14 protein-coding genes and 1 tRNA gene are annotated in these 15,353 nt (G+C 69.5%); 6 read left to right on the top strand and 9 right to left on the bottom strand.

Translation table 11 applies throughout. The features are described 5' to 3' along the window. The first annotated feature begins 48 nt into the window (after positions 1-48). Positions 49-996 (top strand): tRNA glutamyl-Q(34) synthetase GluQRS, encoded by a 948-nt coding sequence (gluQRS, locus tag IPG65_RS10180; protein WP_293189077.1) that lies wholly within the window; start codon positions 49-51, stop codon positions 994-996. A 15-nt stretch (positions 997-1,011) separates the two neighbouring features. On the opposite strand, the gene IPG65_RS10175 is transcribed toward gluQRS, so the two are convergent. Further along, positions 1,012-1,722 (bottom strand): Crp/Fnr family transcriptional regulator, encoded by a 711-nt coding sequence (locus IPG65_RS10175; RefSeq protein WP_293189076.1) that lies wholly within the window; start codon positions 1,720-1,722, stop codon positions 1,012-1,014. Positions 1,723-1,906: 184 nt separating this feature from the next. On the opposite strand from IPG65_RS10175, the gene IPG65_RS10170 reads away from it, so the two are divergent. The 3 genes from IPG65_RS10170 to IPG65_RS10160 all read left to right on the top strand — a co-directional run bounded on the left by IPG65_RS10170 (position 1,907) and on the right by IPG65_RS10160 (position 7,021). Further along, the gene (locus tag IPG65_RS10170) at positions 1,907-3,928 is read left to right on the top strand and encodes an alkyl sulfatase dimerization domain-containing protein (RefSeq protein WP_293189075.1); all 2,022 of its coding nucleotides are present in this window, start codon (positions 1,907-1,909) and stop codon (positions 3,926-3,928) included. A 178-nt stretch (positions 3,929-4,106) separates the two neighbouring features. After that, positions 4,107-5,108 carry a tripartite tricarboxylate transporter substrate binding protein gene (locus IPG65_RS10165; protein WP_293189074.1) on the top strand — a complete coding sequence of 334 codons (1,002 nt, stop codon included), beginning with the start codon at positions 4,107-4,109 and terminating at the stop codon, positions 5,106-5,108. 53 nt (positions 5,109-5,161) lie between these two features. Continuing rightward, positions 5,162-7,021: an alkyl sulfatase dimerization domain-containing protein gene (locus tag IPG65_RS10160; RefSeq protein WP_293189073.1), complete on the top strand. Its 1,860-nt coding sequence runs from the start codon at positions 5,162-5,164 to the stop codon at positions 7,019-7,021. 66 nt (positions 7,022-7,087) lie between these two features. Here the strand turns inward: IPG65_RS10160 and IPG65_RS10155 are convergent, their stop codons facing one another. The 6 genes from IPG65_RS10155 to IPG65_RS10130 all read right to left on the bottom strand — a co-directional run bounded on the left by IPG65_RS10155 (position 7,088) and on the right by IPG65_RS10130 (position 11,434). Continuing rightward, positions 7,088-7,489 carry a BLUF domain-containing protein gene (locus IPG65_RS10155; protein ID WP_293189072.1) on the bottom strand — a complete coding sequence of 134 codons (402 nt, stop codon included), beginning with the start codon at positions 7,487-7,489 and terminating at the stop codon, positions 7,088-7,090. Between the two features lie 96 nt (positions 7,490-7,585). After that, a tRNA-Val gene (locus IPG65_RS10150) sits at positions 7,586-7,662 on the bottom strand. 47 nt (positions 7,663-7,709) lie between these two features. Then, a complete protein-coding gene (locus IPG65_RS10145; protein ID WP_293189071.1) occupies positions 7,710-9,920 on the bottom strand; it encodes a bifunctional (p)ppGpp synthetase/guanosine-3',5'-bis(diphosphate) 3'-pyrophosphohydrolase in 2,211 nt (736 codons plus the stop codon). Continuing rightward, positions 9,917-10,072: a hypothetical protein gene (locus tag IPG65_RS10140; RefSeq protein ID WP_293189070.1), complete on the bottom strand. Its 156-nt coding sequence runs from the start codon at positions 10,070-10,072 to the stop codon at positions 9,917-9,919. The genes IPG65_RS10145 and IPG65_RS10140 overlap by 4 nt, the downstream gene beginning before the upstream one ends. Positions 10,073-10,287: 215 nt before the next feature. After that, a complete protein-coding gene (locus IPG65_RS10135; protein ID WP_293190055.1) occupies positions 10,288-10,926 on the bottom strand; it encodes an SIMPL domain-containing protein in 639 nt (212 codons plus the stop codon). A gap of 214 nt (positions 10,927-11,140) precedes the next feature. Then, a complete protein-coding gene (locus tag IPG65_RS10130) occupies positions 11,141-11,434 on the bottom strand; it encodes a hypothetical protein (protein ID WP_293189069.1) in 294 nt (97 codons plus the stop codon). Positions 11,435-11,637: 203 nt separating this feature from the next. Here IPG65_RS10130 and ompR point away from each other — a divergent pair, with 203 nt between their 5' ends. Both ompR and IPG65_RS10120 read left to right on the top strand, forming a co-directional pair. After that, positions 11,638-12,369: a two-component system response regulator OmpR gene (ompR, locus tag IPG65_RS10125; RefSeq protein ID WP_293189068.1), complete on the top strand. Its 732-nt coding sequence runs from the start codon at positions 11,638-11,640 to the stop codon at positions 12,367-12,369. Positions 12,370-12,472: 103 nt separating this feature from the next. Next, positions 12,473-13,888 (top strand): sensor histidine kinase, encoded by a 1,416-nt coding sequence (locus IPG65_RS10120; protein ID WP_293190053.1) that lies wholly within the window; start codon positions 12,473-12,475, stop codon positions 13,886-13,888. Positions 13,889-13,943: 55 nt separating this feature from the next. Here IPG65_RS10120 and ispF read toward each other — a convergent pair whose 3' ends face one another. Further along, a complete protein-coding gene (gene ispF, locus IPG65_RS10115) occupies positions 13,944-14,432 on the bottom strand; it encodes a 2-C-methyl-D-erythritol 2,4-cyclodiphosphate synthase (protein ID WP_293189067.1) in 489 nt (162 codons plus the stop codon). Further along, positions 14,429-15,142 carry a 2-C-methyl-D-erythritol 4-phosphate cytidylyltransferase gene (gene ispD / locus IPG65_RS10110; protein ID WP_293189066.1) on the bottom strand — a complete coding sequence of 238 codons (714 nt, stop codon included), beginning with the start codon at positions 15,140-15,142 and terminating at the stop codon, positions 14,429-14,431. Before ispD ends, ispF begins: the two co-directional genes overlap by 4 nt. Positions 15,143-15,353 lie beyond the last annotated feature (211 nt).

Raw genomic sequence — 15,353 nt, 5'->3', positions numbered from 1 at the left:
AGCGTTTGCGTGAGGCGCACGCCAAACGCCCAACGCTCGACCTTCCCCATGACCACCGGACGCTTCGCCCCGTCCCCGACCGGCCCGCTGCATGACGGCTCGCTGGTCGCCGCGCTGGCCAGTTGGCTCGATGCGCGCGCCCACGGCGGCCGGTGGCTGGTGCGCGTCGAGGACGTGGACACCCCGCGCTGCGTGCCCGGCGCGGACGACGCCATCCTGCGGCAGCTCGCCACCTGTGGCCTGGTGCCCAACGCGCCGCCCGTGTGGCAGTCGTGCCGCGCGGCCCTGTACCAGCAGGCGCTGGACCGCCTGGCCGCCGCCGGCCGCGCCTACCCCTGCGCCTGTTCGCGCAAGGACATCGAGGCCGCGCAGGCCGAGCGCGGCCTGGTGCGCGCCCGCGGGCGCGAACGGCCCTACCCCGGCACCTGCCGCCCCGAGCGCGGCGGCCCGGCCGGGCGGCCTGCCCGCGCCTGGCGGCTCCATACCGGCATTCTTGAACAAAAACAGCCGATAGCTGGCGTGGAATCTACACCACCAGCTACTCAATCAATAGCAGATGACACCGTCATCACCTGGACCGACCGCCGCCTGGGCGTGCAGCGGCAGGACGTCGCATCCAGCGTCGGCGACTTCATCCTGAAGCGCGCCGACGGCCTGTGGGCCTACCAGCTCGCCGTGGTGGTGGACGACGCCGCGCAGGGCATCACCCACGTGGTGCGCGGCGAAGACCTGGCCGACAACACGCCGCGCCAGATCCTGCTGCAGCGCGCCCTGGGCCTGCCCACGCCGCGGTACCTGCACACGCCCCTGGTGCGCGCCGCCGACGGCGAGAAGCTCAGCAAGCAGAACGGCGCGCAGGCGCTCGATCTGACCGATCCCGCCGCCACGCTGCGGCAGGCGGCCACCCGCTTGGGCCTGGCCCCCGAGCCCGACGCGCGCGGCGTTCCTGAACTGTTGGCCCGCTGGGTGCCGGCATGGCGGGCGCTCCATCCTTGACGGGCCCGCGCCGCCCTACCTGGGGCCGGCCACCTCCAGCGAGCGGTAGCCCAGCCGCACCTTGCCAGCCTTCTGAAGCAAGCGGAGTTCCTCGTTCACGCGTTGCCGTGACGCGCCGACCGCGTTCGCCAGATCGCCCTGCGACAGCCGCAGCACGACGCGGCCATCGGCGGCGCATTCGCCGTTTTCCTGCGCCAGGCGCTGCACCGTGGCCCAGACGCGCGCGCTCAGCGTACTGGTCGCCTGGGTGGCGATGACGTCGAACAGTTCACTGACGCGCAGGCTGAGCAGACGCGCCACCGCCATGCAGGCCTCGCCGTTGCTCGCCAGCAACTCCAGAAGGGCCTGCCGCGGCAACAGCAGCACTTCGGTCGATCCCGAAGCCACCAGATCGACCGGCACCGGCATGTTGGCCAGCACGGAACTGAGGCCGCTGACCTCGCCGGGCTCCATCCAGCGGATCAATTGCTCGGTGCCGTCGGCCGTCGGGATCAACGTGCGCAGACGTCCGGCGACGACGATCAACGCATGGGCCGCCGAATCGCCGCGCTGCTGCACAAGCTGCTCGTCGCGGTAGCGGCGCGGCACGCCGATGCGCCGGAAAGCGGCGGCGACCGGGTCGGTCGATTCGACCAGGAGATTCACCCGGTAGCGCTCCGCAGGCTGCAGGATCCGCTGGGTCTTGGGGATTGCGAGCATGGTGTTCACCCTGAAATTGTCGCGCATGCGGCAATTTCAGGGAAGGGTCGTTTCTAAATTGACAACCGCTCGGCATGCGTTGAATGGCTCGATCAGGAGATCTCACCTTGGGAACCATCCGCCGTTGCCGCGAACAAGGCCATCCGTCCTGACATGAATCCTTGGGGCCCCATAGAAGCGGCGCCCATCACCCGATCCCCTGGAGACAACCATGACACGAAGCCCATTCACAGCCCGGCGCACCGCCCGCCTCGCGCGGACCATCGCGCTGGCCAGTGCCTCGCTGCCTTTGCTGGCGGGCGCGCAGGGTGCACCTGCCGCGCCTCCTGCGCCCACCCCCGCGCCCGCTACCGAGGCCACCGCCCGGGCCAATGCGGCTTGGCTGGAGCGGTTGCCCTTCTCCGACCGCCAGGACTTCGAGGACGCCGCGCGCGGCCTGGTGGCGCGCTTCACCGACCAGCCCATCCGCACCGCCGACGGCCGCGTGGCCTGGGACCTGGGCGCCTATGCCTTCGAGAAGGACGAAACCGCGCCTCCCACCGTCAATCCCAGTCTCTGGCGCCTGGCGCGGTTGAACAACGAGGCCGGCCTGTTCAAAGTCACCGATCGCCTGTACCAGGTGCGTGGCGCCGACCTGTCGAACATGAACATCATCGAGGGCGACACCGGCCTGATCGTGATGGATCCGCTGATCACCGCCGAGCCGGCTCGCGCCGCGCTGGAGCTGTACTACGCGCACCGCCCGCGCAAGCCGGTGGTGGCCGTGATCTACACGCACAGCCACGTGGACCACTTCGGCGGCGTCAAGGGGGTGGTGGACGAGGCCGACGTCAAGGCCGGCAAGGTGGCGATCATCGCGCCGGCGGGCTTCGTGGAGGAGGCCGTGAGCGAGAACGTGCTGGCCGGCAACGCCATGACCCGGCGCGCGCAGTACATGTACGGCGGCCTGTTGCCGCGCAGCGCCACCGGCCAGGTGGATGCCGGCCTGGGCAAGGCCACGTCCCGCGGAACGGTGACACTGATCCCGCCCACCGACCTGATCACCAAGCCCCTCGACACCCGGCGCATCGACGGCATCGACATCGAGTTCCAGCTCACGCCCGGTACCGAGGCGCCGGCGGAGATGAACCTGTACTTTCCGCAGCTCCGCACCGTGTGCGTGGCGGAAAACGCCGTGCGCACGCAGCACAACATCCTCACCATCCGCGGCGCCCTGGTGCGCGACCCCAAGGCCTGGTCGCACTACCTGGGCCAGACGCTGCACCTCTACGGCGAGCGCAGCGACGTCCTGATCGCCCAGCACCATTGGCCCACCTGGGGCAAGGCGCGCATCGCCGAGTACCTGAGCGACCAACGCGACATGTACCAGTGGCTGAACGACCAGGCCCTGCGGCTGCTGAACCAGGGCTACAAGCCGCTGGAGATCGCCGACAAGCTGAAATCGCTGCCCGAGCCGCTGGCGCGCAAGTGGTATGCGCGCGACTACTACGGCTCGGTCAGCCACAACGTGCGCGCCATCTACCAGCGCTTCATGGGCTACTACGACGCCAACCCCGCGAACCTGAACCCGCTGCCGCCGGTGGACAGTGCCAAGCGCACCATCGAATGGATGGGTGGCGCCGAGGCCGTGCTGGCCAAGGCGCGCGAGGCCTATGCGCGCGGCGAGTACCGCTGGGTGGCGCAGATCGGCAACGAGTTGGTCTTCGCCGCGCCGGACAACGTGCAGGCGCGCCATCTGCAGGCCGATGCGCTGGAGCAGCTCGGCTACCAGAGCGAGAACTCCACGTGGCGCAACGCCTACCTCACCGGCGCGCAGGAGCTGCGGCGCGGCGTACCGAAGCTGCCTCCCCGGGCCGGCTCGCCCGACCTGGTGCGCGCGCTCACCGTGCCGCACTTCTTCGACTTCATGGCGGTGCGCCTGGACGCCGACAAGGCGGCCGGCCGGAACATGACGCTGAACTGGAACTTCACCGACCTCGGCCAGCGCTACGCCATGACGCTGCACAACAGCGCGCTCACCTACCTGGCCGATGCGCAGCACGCCGGGCCCACCGCCGCCGTCACGCTGACGAAGGCCACGCTGGACCGCATGAGCCTGCGGCAGACCACCCTGGAGCAGGCGCTCCGTGAGGGCGGCCTCCGGATCGACGGTGACCCGGCGGCGGTGACGGCGCTGTTCGGCATGCTGGACACCTTCGATCCGTCGTTCAACATCGTGACGCCGCACCGGTGAGACCATGGATCCGCTGGATCTGGGGATTGCGAGCATGGCGTTCACCCTGAAATTGTCGCGCGCGCGGCAACTCCATGGGGAAGGTCGTTCCTAAATTGACACCCGCTCGACATGCGTTGATGCGGATCGAACGAAGGGCGCCGACTTTTCTTGAACAGCTGGATCAGGAGACATCACCTTGAAAATCACACCCGCACCCTTTGCCCGCCGACAGGCCCTTGTCGCCGCCGCCGCTGCAGCGGCCCTGCTGTATCTGCCCGCAGCCAGCGCGCAGACCTATCCGACCAGAGCGGTACGCATCGTCGTGCCCTTCGCGGCCGGAGGCGGCACCGATGTCATGGCCCGAACCGTCGGTGAACAATTGAGCAAGCGCCTGGGACAGCCGGTCATCGTCGAGAACAAAGTGGGCGGCTCCGGCATGCTCGCCGTGGACGGCATTGCCAAGTCGGCCGCCGATGGCTATTCGATCGTGCTGGGTATCACCGGCCCACTGCTGACCAACCAGTTCCTCTATGAAAAGATGCCCTACAACATCGAGCAGGATCTGGTCTTCGTGGCGCAGGCCGCCGATGCCCCCCTGGTGCTCGTGGTCGCGAACAGTGTGCCGGTCAAGACCGCACCCGAGCTGTTGAAGTACATGGCCGCGAACAAGGGCAAGCTGTCCTATGGCTCCTTTGGCATCGGAAGCTATCCGCACCTGGCCGGGTACTACATGAGCAAAACGACGGACGCCGACATGGTCCACGTCGCCTACAAGGGTGAAGCCCTGATGCTGCAGGACGTCGTGGGCGGACGGGTGCAGATGGCCTTTGCCACCGCCCTGGCCGCCAAGGCGCTGGCGGAGGGCGGCAAGATGAAGATGCTCGGCGTGACCGGCAGCAAGCGCATGGCGACGCTGCCCCATCTGCCGACCATTGCCGAACAGGGGCTCGATGACGAGGTCTACAAAGTCGTGGGGTTCATGGGCTTCGCGATGAACCGCAAGACCCCACAGCCCATCGTCGAACGTCTTTCGAAGGAGCTGCAAGCAGTTCTGGTCCTGCCGCCCGTCGTCTCGCGCTTTTCCGACATGGGGTTCACGGCGCACACTGGTTCGCAGAAGGATTTCGAGAACCGATACAAAACGGACGCCCCGGTTTGGAAGAAACTCGTTCTAGACTCAGGCGCGAAGGTGGAATGACGGTCGTCCACGACATCCGAATGCAATCGGCGCCCTGGCGCGAGGAGAAACCCATGAACCAAGATGAAGGCACCAGCCTGCAGGCGATCCTGCGCCGTCCGCGCGTCGAAATCGACGTGGAGCACTATTACGCCGGCGTGGAAATCGCCTATGACGGCGGCGTCAACCTGGCGTTCACCGGCGATGCGCCCTCCGTGCCGCCGCGCATGGTCCAGCACTCCCTGCGCATGGCGCAGCGCATCTACCGCGTGGCCGAGCGCGTCTACTGCGCGGTGGGCTATGCGCTGGGCAACGTGGTGTTCATCGTCGGAGACGAGGGCATCGTGGTGCTGGACACCACCGAGAAGAAGGAAGGCGCCGAGGCGGCGCGCGAAGACTTCTACCGCGCCTGTCCGGCGGCCAGGCCGCTGCCTTTCGTGGCCGTGATCTACAGCCACAACCACACCGACCACATCGGCGGCGTGCGCGCGTTCGCCAGCGACGAAAGCGTGGCCAGCGGCGCGTGCAAGATCATCGCGCACGAGACCCTGATGGAAGCCGTGACCAACAACGCGGTGATCGCCGGCCCGATCCTGACCCTGCGCTCGGCCTACTCCTTCGGTTCGTTGCTGGAAGCGGGGCCCGAGGGGCGCATCAACAACGGCATCGGGCCGGAGTTGCGCAAGGGCCAGACCACCTTCATCGCGCCTACGGTGACCTTCGCCGATCGGCTCGACATCACCCTGGCCGGCATCCGCTTCGAGTTGCTGCACGCTCCTTCGGAATGCGACGACGAGATCATCGCCTGGCTGCCCGACCTCAAGGTGCTGATCAGCGCCGAGGTGGTTCAGGGCGAATGCCTGTGCAACCTGCACACGCTGCGCGGCACGCGCTATCGCGACCCGCAGCAGTGGGTGCGCACGCTCGACATGATGCGCGCGCTGCCCGCCGACTACATGGTGCCGTCGCACGGCCGGCCAGTGGCGGGCAAGGACAACGTGGCGGAACTGCTGCGCGTGTACCGCGACGCCATCGCCTTCATCCACGACCAGGCCGCGCGCTTCATGAACCGCGGCGCCACGCCCGACGAACTGGCGGACCTGCTGCCGGCGCTGCCGCCGCACCTGGCGCAGCACGCGTGGCTGGGCGAGTACTACGGCACGGTCAAGCACTCGGTGCGCCAGATTTTCACCGGGCAACTGGGCTGGTTCGATGGCGACCCCACGACGCTGGACCCACTGCCGCCACGTGACCGCGCCGCGCGCTGGGTCGCCTTGATCGGCGGCCGCGAATCGGTGCTGGCGCGGACGCAGGAGGCGCTTGCCGACGACAACTCGCTGGACCAGGCGCGCTGGGCGGCCGAGTTGGTCAGCCTGCTGGTGAAACTGGACACGACGGACACCGAGGCGCGCCTGCTCAAGGCCCGCGCGCTGCAGCGGCTCGGCTTCGCGACCGAGAACATCAACTGGCGCAACTGGTATCTGACCGCCGCCCGCGAACTCGAAGGCCGCTACGAAGGCCTGAACGCCAGCGGGCGCGACGCCATGTCCTCGCCCGACATCTTGCGCACCATTCCAGCCCACCGGCTGCTGGAAATGCTGTCGATCCGGTTGGCGGCCGAGCGCAGCTTTGACAAGCATCGCTGCCTGCAGTTCGAGGTGAGCGACCAGGCGCAGATCCTGACGGCGGAACTGCGTCATGGCGTACTGCAGATTCACGCTACCGCGTTCGCGGTGGATGGCGAGGTCGCGCCCCGTGTCGTGTTGGACCAAGCCAGCCTGGGCGAGATGCTGGCGGGCGGCGAGGCCGCATTCCGGCAACTCGTGGCCGACGGCAAGGCAACGCTCAGAGCGGGCGATCTGGACCAGGTGAGTGCGTTTCTGGGATTTTTCGACCCAAGGCCACGGAGCCTGGCCAAGCTGGCGACCCACTGAGGTGAAAAGCGGCCCCGCAGGCGGGGTCTGGCCGCCTTGGCCAAAAGCCATGGCACACCCAGCGACTCAGCCAACGTCCAGCGTCAAATGGGCTTGCTGCAGGAGTTCGAGTGCACGGAGTGATTCCGCGGCGATCAACCGGTCGATGATGGAATCCTTGCCCACGTCGGAAAAGGCCATGGACCAGTCTGGGTACCGCCGCGCCGCAGTCAAAGGCTCCTGGAGCAGGGCCGTGACGTTCTGGTGGCGCGGGTCTTCACAGATGCGGTCGACCAGCGGGTCGAGCGCCGGCGATGGCCCCTCGATGTACTGACAGAAGCGCTCGCCGTCGAAAAGCAGCACGCCCGTGATGCCATGCGAGGCATTGAACGCCCTGGCCGTCCTGACGATGGCGCCCACACAGCTCGCATCGTGGCCGTCGGCCAGGGTGCTGTGGTAGAAAAACAGGCTCCGCGCTTCGTTGCTCATGGTCCTCGCCCCGCCATCGCCCAGCAAAGAGGCATCATAGCCACCGGGCGGACAAGAAAAAAGCACCGGGCATTTCTGCCAGGTGCTTGATTTCATTGGTAGGCGCGATTGGACTCGAACCAACGACCCCCACCATGTCAAGGTGGTGCTCTAACCAGCTGAGCTACGCGCCTGAGGATGATTCGAAGCGCGAGAGTGTAGCAGATCGGCGCCCCCCCTTTTAGCGCCGGCGCGCCAGGCGCACGCCGCTGACTTCCCGGACCTGGCCCAGCACCTGCGCCAGACGGCGGGTGTCGCCGACCTCGACGGTGAAAGTCATCCAGGCCCAGCCCTTGACGGACTGGGTCTGCACGCCGATGACGTTCATCTTCTCGCGCGCGAAGACGTCGGAGATGTCGCGCAGCAGGCCTTGGCGGTCCACCGCCTCCACGGCGACGTCCACCGGGTAGGCGGGCGCGTGGCCAGTGGCGGGGGTGCTCCAGCCGACCTCGATCACGCGCTCGGGCTCGCGCGCCAGCAGGTCGCGGAAGCTCGCGCAGTCGCGCCGGTGCACGCTGACGCCCCGCCCGCGCGTGACGTAGCCGGCGATGTCGTCGGGCGGCGCCGGCTTGCAGCAGCGGGCGGGCTGGGTCAGCAGCGAATCGAGCCCGACGACCAGCACGCCGCCGCGCGCGCCGTCGCCGCCGCGCGCCTTGCGCTGCAGCAGATGGGCCCCCGGCTCGGGCTGCGGCTCGCGCGGGCGCAGCGCGGCCTCGATGCTGCGGCGCGACAGCTCGTCCTTGCCCACGGTCTCGAACAGCGCGTCTGGCGTCTTGAAGCCCAGCTCGCCGGCCAGGTGGTCCAGCGACACGGCCGTGCGGCCCTCGCGCTGCAGCAGCTTCTCGACAATCTCGCGGCCGCGCGCGATGGTTTCGCGCGTGTGCTGGGCGTTGAACCAGGCGCGCACCTTGGCCTTGGCGCGCGAGGACGCCAGGTAGCCCAGCTCGGCGTTGAGCCAGTCGCGCGAGGGCCCGCCTTCCTTGGCGGCGGTGATGGCGACGGTCTGGCCGTTCTGCAGCGGCGTGTTGAGCGGCACCATGGCGCCATCGACCCGCGCGCCCCGGCAGCGGTGGCCCAGGTCGGTGTGCAAGGCGTAGGCAAAGTCCACCGCCGTGGCGCCGGCCGGCAGCTCGACGATCGCCGCCTCGGGCGTCAGCACGTAGATGCGGTCGTCGAACAGGCCATGCTGCGGCGCCCCGCCCGACAAGTCGCGCTCCCACGCCAGCAGCTGGCGCAGCACGGCGATCTTGGCGTCGTAGTCGCTGCCCGCGCTCACGCCGGCGTAGCCCTTGGTACCGGCCTCCTTGTAGGCCCAGTGCGCGGCCACGCCGTGCTCGGCGTGGTCGTGCATGGCGACGGTGCGGATCTGGATCTCCCAGGCGCGGTCCTCGGCGTCGCGCACCACGGTGTGCAGGGACTGATAGCCGTTGATCTTGGGCTTGGCGATGTAGTCGTCGAACTCGCCCGGCACCAGCGTGAAGCACTGATGCACCCAGTCCAGCGCGGCGTAGCAGTCGGTGACGGTGGGCACCAGCACGCGCAGCGCGCGCACGTCGAACACCTGGTCGAAGTCCAGCCCCTTGCCGCGCATCTTGCGCACGATGCTGCTGATGTGCTTGGGCCGGCCGCTCACCATGGCGTCGATGCCCTGCGCGCGCAGCGCGGCCTCGATCTCGGCGCGGCGCTGCTCCAGCGCGGCTTCGCGCTCGACGCGTTTCTCGTCCAGCAGGCTGGCCACCAGCTTATAGGTGTCGGGCTCCTGGGCGCGGAAGATCAGGTCCTCCATCTCCCACTTGATCTGCCAAATGCCCAGCCGGTTGGCCAGCGGCGCGAACACCTCGTGCGATTCGCGCAGCAGGCTGGGCGACAGGGGCTGGCGCGCCGCCGTGCAGTAGCGCAGCGTCTGCAGCCGCGAGGCCAGCCGCAGCAGCACCACGCGCAGGTCGCGGCTGAAGGCCAGCAGCATCTTGCGCACGAACTCGGTCTGCTGGCCGGCGTGGTCGGAATCCTGCGGCAGCTCGTGCCGGCTGGCGCGCGAGCGCTGCTGCACGCGCTCGAGCTTGGAGGTCTCGACGGCCAGATGCGCGAAGCTCTCGCCGAAGGCCTTGCCGATCACCTCCTCGGGGCGATGGAGCTGGCCGCTGGCGTAGCTCAGGTAGACCGCCGCCTGGATCGCCTCGGAGCCGCCGATGCCGGCGAGGACGGCGGCCACGGCGTCGGCGTGGGCCAGCAGGTTCTCGCCCGAGGCGGCGATCTCGCCGGCCAGCAGCGGCTCGGCGAAGGCGCGCGCGCGGTCCCGCACGCCCGCCTCCATCCCGGCGTCGCCGGTGGCGGTGATGACGCCGGCCACCGGCTCGCCCGCGGGCGCGGCCGAGAGCGGCAGCGCCTTCATGGGCGCGGCGCCGCCTCGCCTGCGGGCGCGGACAGCAGCAAGTCGAGCACGGCGTGCCCCTGGTCGTCGGCCATCGGCATGGCCGCCACGCCATGCGGTGGCTGCGCGGCCGAACCAGTGCAGGTGACGTGGTGGAGCGTGGGCTGGGTCATGGCGGTCGGAAGGCGAGGCCAGGAGGAGAAAGGCCCGGATTTCGAGCCTCCTCGCGCCATCCTAATGCAAACTGCGGACCCCCGTGGCGCGCGGCCCTTCAGGCAACGCACCCCGTGGCCGTCCGCCTGGATGCTATACATAATATAGCTACGAGCGCTTGATGGATACCGGCTAAAGACCGAAAAAGCTTGAAAACAGGATGGTCAGGCCCCGTTCAGCGCGCCTGGATCGAGCCCGAGACCGTGACATTCACCATGCTCTTGCCCGGCTCCACCGGCACCGGCGCGTCGGCCGCGGCGGCGCGCATCTCCTTGGCCATGCCGTACATCCGCGGCGCAAAGCCCTGGTCGTCGCTGCTGACGCTGACTTCGCGCAGCGTGTAGCCGGCAAAGCCGAAGGCCCTGGCGATCTCGGCGGCCTTGGCCTTGAAGCGTTCGATGGCCTGCGCCTGCGCCTCGCCCTCAACCTGGGCGCGCTGCTCGCGGCTCAGATTGAAGCCGAGGTTGCCGATGGTCATCGACGGCACGCGCGCCGCCGCCTGGGTGATGCGCGGGAAGTCACGCCCCTCCAGCACCACGCTGGCGCTCCCCTGCCAGCCGCTGATCTTGCCGTCGCGGCCGTAGTGCGGGTGGATGCTGAAGTCGCCCGTGCGCACGTCCATCTGGCCCGGCTGCGCGGTCTTCTTGACCTCGGCCAGCGCCGTGTCCACCGCCTGGCGCAGCCCGGCCTGCACCGCCGCCGCGTCCGCGCCCTCGCGCGAGGTCGAGAGCTGGAGCGTGAGCAGGTCCTGCACCACCTCGACCTGGCCGGAGGCCGATAGTTGCAGCACGTTCTGGGGCGGGGCGATGGTCATGGCGGCGGGCAGGGCGGGTTGCGCGCGGGCGCCGGCCACGGCCAGGCCCAGGAGAAGCGGAAGGGCTGAAAGAAGGGTCAGTCGTTTGTTCATGCGTTGAATCTCCGCGATGTGGCTCCCGGCGACGGCCGGAGGGCGGCCGCGCATGATGGCATGGCGCGCGCCGCGGGCCTGTCGGACAAAGGCGGAAGAATGGAGTGACGCGCCGCGGCCTCTACGGCCGGTCGGACTGCTGCGCCATCGGCGGGTTGCCGGCCTCCGCCCGCATGGCGGCGCGCCGGATCTGCTCGCGCAGTTCGTGGCGCTGCTCGGCGCTCAGGCGCCGGTCGGCGGGCATGCCGGCGTCGCGCTGGCGGTAGTGCGCGTCCACCGCCATCCAGAGCGGGCTGCGCTGCGACGCGCGGTCCTGCGGCGCCACCTCGCCGAGGACCGGCGGGCCGGTTTCCGCGCCCTCGCCGCTGGCCTGCGCCCACACGGACAGCGGCGCCGCGGCGCCGCCCAGGAGCATGAGGAGAACTGCTTTGGAAACCATGGCACACATCACAATGTTCGACCATCTCATGCGGTCGGCGTGTTTGTCCGCCAAATCGGGCGAAATGGGGGCAACATGTGTAACACCCTGAAAATCGTCCCGGGTTAACCCGGAATCCCGGAAGCTTCGGGGTAACAATGGGCCTGTTACATATAGGGGAAAGATCCCGCAAGGACGAGATGAACCAGTCTGCCAACCGTACCGACAAGATCGTCGTCGTCGATGACGACGCCCGCATCCGCGACCTGCTGCGCCGCTACCTGGCGCAGGAAGGCTTCGAAGTGATCGTGGCGGAGGACGCCAAGGCGCTGTCGCGCATCATGCTGCGCGACACCATCGACCTGATCGTGCTCGACCTCATGATGCCCGGCGAGGACGGCCTGTCGGTGTGCCGGCGCCTGCGCGCCGCGGGCGACAAGACGCCCATCATCATGCTGACCGCCAAGGGCGAGGACGTGGACCGCATCGTCGGCCTCGAAGTCGGCGCCGACGACTACCTGGGCAAGCCCTTCAACCCGCGCGAGCTGCTGGCTCGCATCCACGCCGTGCTGCGCCGCCGCCCGCCGCAGGAGGCGCCGGGCGCGCCCTCGGCCGAGAACGAATCGGTCAGCTTCGGCCCCTTCGCGTTCGACCTGGGCGCGCGCGCGCTGCACAAGAACGGCGAGGAGATCTCGCTGACCACCGGCGAGTTCGCCATGCTCAAGGCCCTGGTGCGCCACCCGCGCCAGCCGCTGTCGCGCGAAAAGCTGGCGCAACTGGCGCGCGGGCGCGAGTTCGAGCCCTTCGACCGCAGCCTGGACGTGCAGATCTCGCGCCTGCGCAAGCTGATCGAGCAGGACCCGGCCAGCCCGCGCTACATCCAGACGGTGTGGGGCGTGGGCTACGTGTTCGTGCCGGACGGTACGAGCTGACCCCCCGCCCCGCCCCCTTTCTCCCTCCAGCATGACGACGGCGGCCGAGCCCCAGCCCGACCCGGCCGCCGCGCCGCCGACCCGCCCGGAGCCGCTCGACTCGATGAACGTGCCGCTGGAGGCCGAGGCCGGGCACCGCCCGCCGCGCTTCGGCGTCAGCCTGTTCTGGCGCACCTTCTTCCTGCTCAGCCTGCTGCTGGTGGGCAGCTCCATCGGCTGGTACCAGTTGTTCCGCACGCTGGAGTACGAGCCGCGCGTGATCGACAACGCGCGCCAGATCGCCTCGCTGGTCAACCTCTCGCGCGCGGCGCTGGTGCACTCCGACGCCATCGCCCGCGTCTCGCTCATCAAGACGCTGGCCGAGCAGGAAAAAGTGCGCATCATCCCGCACGAGCCGGGCGACAAGTTCGACCCGTTCGCCCAGGGCGAGCTGGAGCAGCGCATGAGTAACGAGCTGGTTGCGCGCCTGGGCCCCGGCACCCTGGTGGCCAGCAGCGTCAATGGCGAGGACGGCCTGTGGGTGGGCTTCTCGATCGAGGGCGACTCGTACTGGCTGCTGATGGACCGCTCGCGCGTCGGCGCGCTGCTGGGCGGGCGCGCCTGGCTGCTGTGGCTGGCCACTCTGGGAGCGCTGTCGCTGGTCGGCGCGGCGCTGCTGGCGCGGTTGATCAACCAGCCGCTCAAGCAGCTCTCCATCGCCGCCGCCCGCGTGCGCGATGGCCACTACCTGCACAGCCGGCTGGACGAGGGCGCGCTGTCCGGCGAGGTCCGCGAAGTCAACATCGGCTTCAACCGCATGGCCGACCAGCTCTCCAAGATCGAGCAGGACCGCGCCGAGATGCTGGCCGGCATCTCGCACGACCTGCGCACGCCGCTGGCGCGCCTGCGGCTGGAGACCGAGATGAGCGTGGCTGACGAGGAAGCGCGCGAGCACATGGTGGCCGACATCGCGCAGGTGGACGCCATCATCGACAAGTTCCTCGACTACGCGCGGCCCGACCACCTGTCGATGGAGCCGCTGCCGCTGGCCGAGGTGGCGCTGGCCTGCGCGCTGCCCTTCACCGTGCGCGAGGACATGCAGGTGCAGATCGACATCGCGCCCGAGCTGCGCGTGATGGGCGACGAGGTGGAGCTCTCGCGCGTGCTGTCCAACCTGCTGGAGAACGCCCGCCGCTACGGCAAGTCGCCCGACGGCCAGGGCACGCGCGTGCGCATCGCGGCCACCGCGCACGACTTCATGGTGACCCTGCGCGTGCGCGACCACGGGCCGGGCGTGGCACCGGAGCTGCTGCCCAACCTGACGCGCCCGTTCTTCCGCGGCGACAGCGCCCGCACCTCGGCCACCGGCGCCGGCCTGGGCCTGGCCATCGTGGTCAAGATGGTGCAAAGCATGGGCGGCTCGCTGCAGCTCATCAACAGCCCCAGCGGCGGGCTGCTGGCGCTGATCCGCCTGCACCAGGCGGACGACCCGAGCGGGCTCGGCCACGCGCCGCCCAAAAAGAAGCGCCGCCCGGGCTGAGTCCGGAAATTTTATGAGAATCGGCCTCCAGCCCGCGCCGGATAATCACCTTAAGCTATCTGAACAATAGCACCACGGCGCGCGCCTCGATCGCCGCGCCCTGCCCCACCGGCCCCAACCGCTCGGCCGTCTTGGCCTTGACGTTGACGCGCGCCGCGTCGTCCAGACCCAGCACCTCGGCGATGCGCGCCACCATGGCGGGGATGTGCGGCGCCAGCCGGGGCGCCTGGGCGACGACGGTGCTGTCCACGTTGCCGATGCGCCAGCCCACCTCGCCGACGCGGCGCGCGGCCTCGGCCAGCAGCACGCTGGAATCGGCGCCCTCGAAGCGCGCGTCCGCGTCCGGGAAATGCCGCCCGATGTCGCCCAGTCCCGCGGCGCCCAGCAGCGCGTCGGTGATGGCGTGCAGCAGCGCGTCGGCGTCCGAATGGCCCAGCAGCCCGTGCGTGTGGGGGATGCGCACGCCGCCCAGCACCAGCGGCCGGCCGGACACCAGGGCGTGCACGTCCCAGCCCTCGCCGATGCGCAAGTCGGGTGGGTTCATGTCTCGCGGCTCCTCAGAACGGCTTCGGCCAGGGCGAAGTCCTCGGGATAAGTGACCTTGACATTGCGCGCGCTGCCCGGCACCAGCAGCGGCCGATGGCCCGCCGCCTCGACGGCGCTGGCCTCGTCGGTGATGCCGGCGAAGCCCGCGGCCGCCTGCGCGGCCAGCGCGTCGTGCAGCAGGCCGAGGCGGAACATCTGCGGCGTCTGCGCCAGCCACTTGCCGGCGCGCTCCAGCGTGGCGGCCACGCGGCCGTCCGCATCCGCCTGCTTGAGCGTGTCGGGCAGGGGCAGCGCCAGCAGCCCGCCCACGGCGTCGGGCAGGCAGGCATCGATCAGCGCGTCGATCTGCGCCGGCAGCACCAGGCAACGCGCCGCGTCGTGCACCAGCACCCAGTCGGTGGGCGCGGCGCGTTCGGCGAGCAGGTGGCGCACGCCGTTGAATACGCTCTCGGCCCGGCTCGCGCCGCCGCGGCGCGCGACGGCACAGGGCGCCTGCGGCGGCCACGCGAAGGCGTCGTCCGGCGCCACCACCACCAGCACCCGCTCGATGCGCGGCACCCGCGCGAAGGCCGCCAGCGTGTGCAGCACCAGCGGCCGGCCAGCCAGCGGCTGGTACTGCTTGGGCAGCGCCGCGCCCGCGCGCGAGCCCGTGCCGGCGCAAGGCAGCAGGGCGAAGCAGCGGTGGAGGGTGGTGGGATCGGCGGTCATGAAAGTGCCGAGATTCTAGGATGTCGTGCAGCGGCGGCCAGGCCGATAACTATAAAAATCATAGCTTTTGGCGCAGCATGGACGCCGGCTAAGGGCCAAAAACATTCAAAATCAAGTGCCCCGCCGGCCGGCGGGGCCAGCCCACGGCCCGCGAACCTAAAATGAGGTCCTGCGCACCCCCGCCCCTTCCGGCCGGGGGTTTTGTCGTTGT

It is taken from the genome of Ottowia sp., from assembly GCF_016703145.1.
In the GTDB taxonomy this organism is placed as follows: Bacteria; Pseudomonadota; Gammaproteobacteria; order Burkholderiales; family Burkholderiaceae_C; genus Ottowia.
The sequence above is the reverse complement of the archived record's forward strand: the minus strand, read 5'-3'. Positions and strand labels throughout refer to the sequence as shown.

Excerpts from the sequence above, each read along its gene's own strand:
- gluQRS (WP_293189077.1), top strand. The coding sequence starts at position 49 with ATGACCACCGGACGCTTCGCCCCGTCCCCGACCGGCCCGCTGCATGAC.
- IPG65_RS10175 (WP_293189076.1), bottom strand. The coding sequence starts at position 1,722 with ATGCGCGACAATTTCAGGGTGAACACCATGCTCGCAATCCCCAAGACC.
- IPG65_RS10170 (WP_293189075.1), top strand. The coding sequence starts at position 1,907 with ATGACACGAAGCCCATTCACAGCCCGGCGCACCGCCCGCCTCGCGCGG.
- IPG65_RS10160 (WP_293189073.1), top strand. The coding sequence starts at position 5,162 with ATGAACCAAGATGAAGGCACCAGCCTGCAGGCGATCCTGCGCCGTCCG.
- IPG65_RS10155 (WP_293189072.1), bottom strand. The coding sequence starts at position 7,489 with ATGAGCAACGAAGCGCGGAGCCTGTTTTTCTACCACAGCACCCTGGCC.
- IPG65_RS10145 (WP_293189071.1), bottom strand. The coding sequence starts at position 9,920 with ATGAAGGCGCTGCCGCTCTCGGCCGCGCCCGCGGGCGAGCCGGTGGCC.
- IPG65_RS10140 (WP_293189070.1), bottom strand. The coding sequence starts at position 10,072 with ATGACCCAGCCCACGCTCCACCACGTCACCTGCACTGGTTCGGCCGCG.
- IPG65_RS10135 (WP_293190055.1), bottom strand. The coding sequence starts at position 10,926 with ATGACCATCGCCCCGCCCCAGAACGTGCTGCAACTATCGGCCTCCGGC.
- IPG65_RS10130 (WP_293189069.1), bottom strand. The coding sequence starts at position 11,434 with ATGCTCCTGGGCGGCGCCGCGGCGCCGCTGTCCGTGTGGGCGCAGGCC.
- ompR (WP_293189068.1), top strand. The coding sequence starts at position 11,638 with ATGAACCAGTCTGCCAACCGTACCGACAAGATCGTCGTCGTCGATGAC.
- IPG65_RS10120 (WP_293190053.1), top strand. The coding sequence starts at position 12,473 with ATGAACGTGCCGCTGGAGGCCGAGGCCGGGCACCGCCCGCCGCGCTTC.
- ispF (WP_293189067.1), bottom strand. The coding sequence starts at position 14,432 with ATGAACCCACCCGACTTGCGCATCGGCGAGGGCTGGGACGTGCACGCC.
- ispD (WP_293189066.1), bottom strand. The coding sequence starts at position 15,142 with ATGACCGCCGATCCCACCACCCTCCACCGCTGCTTCGCCCTGCTGCCT.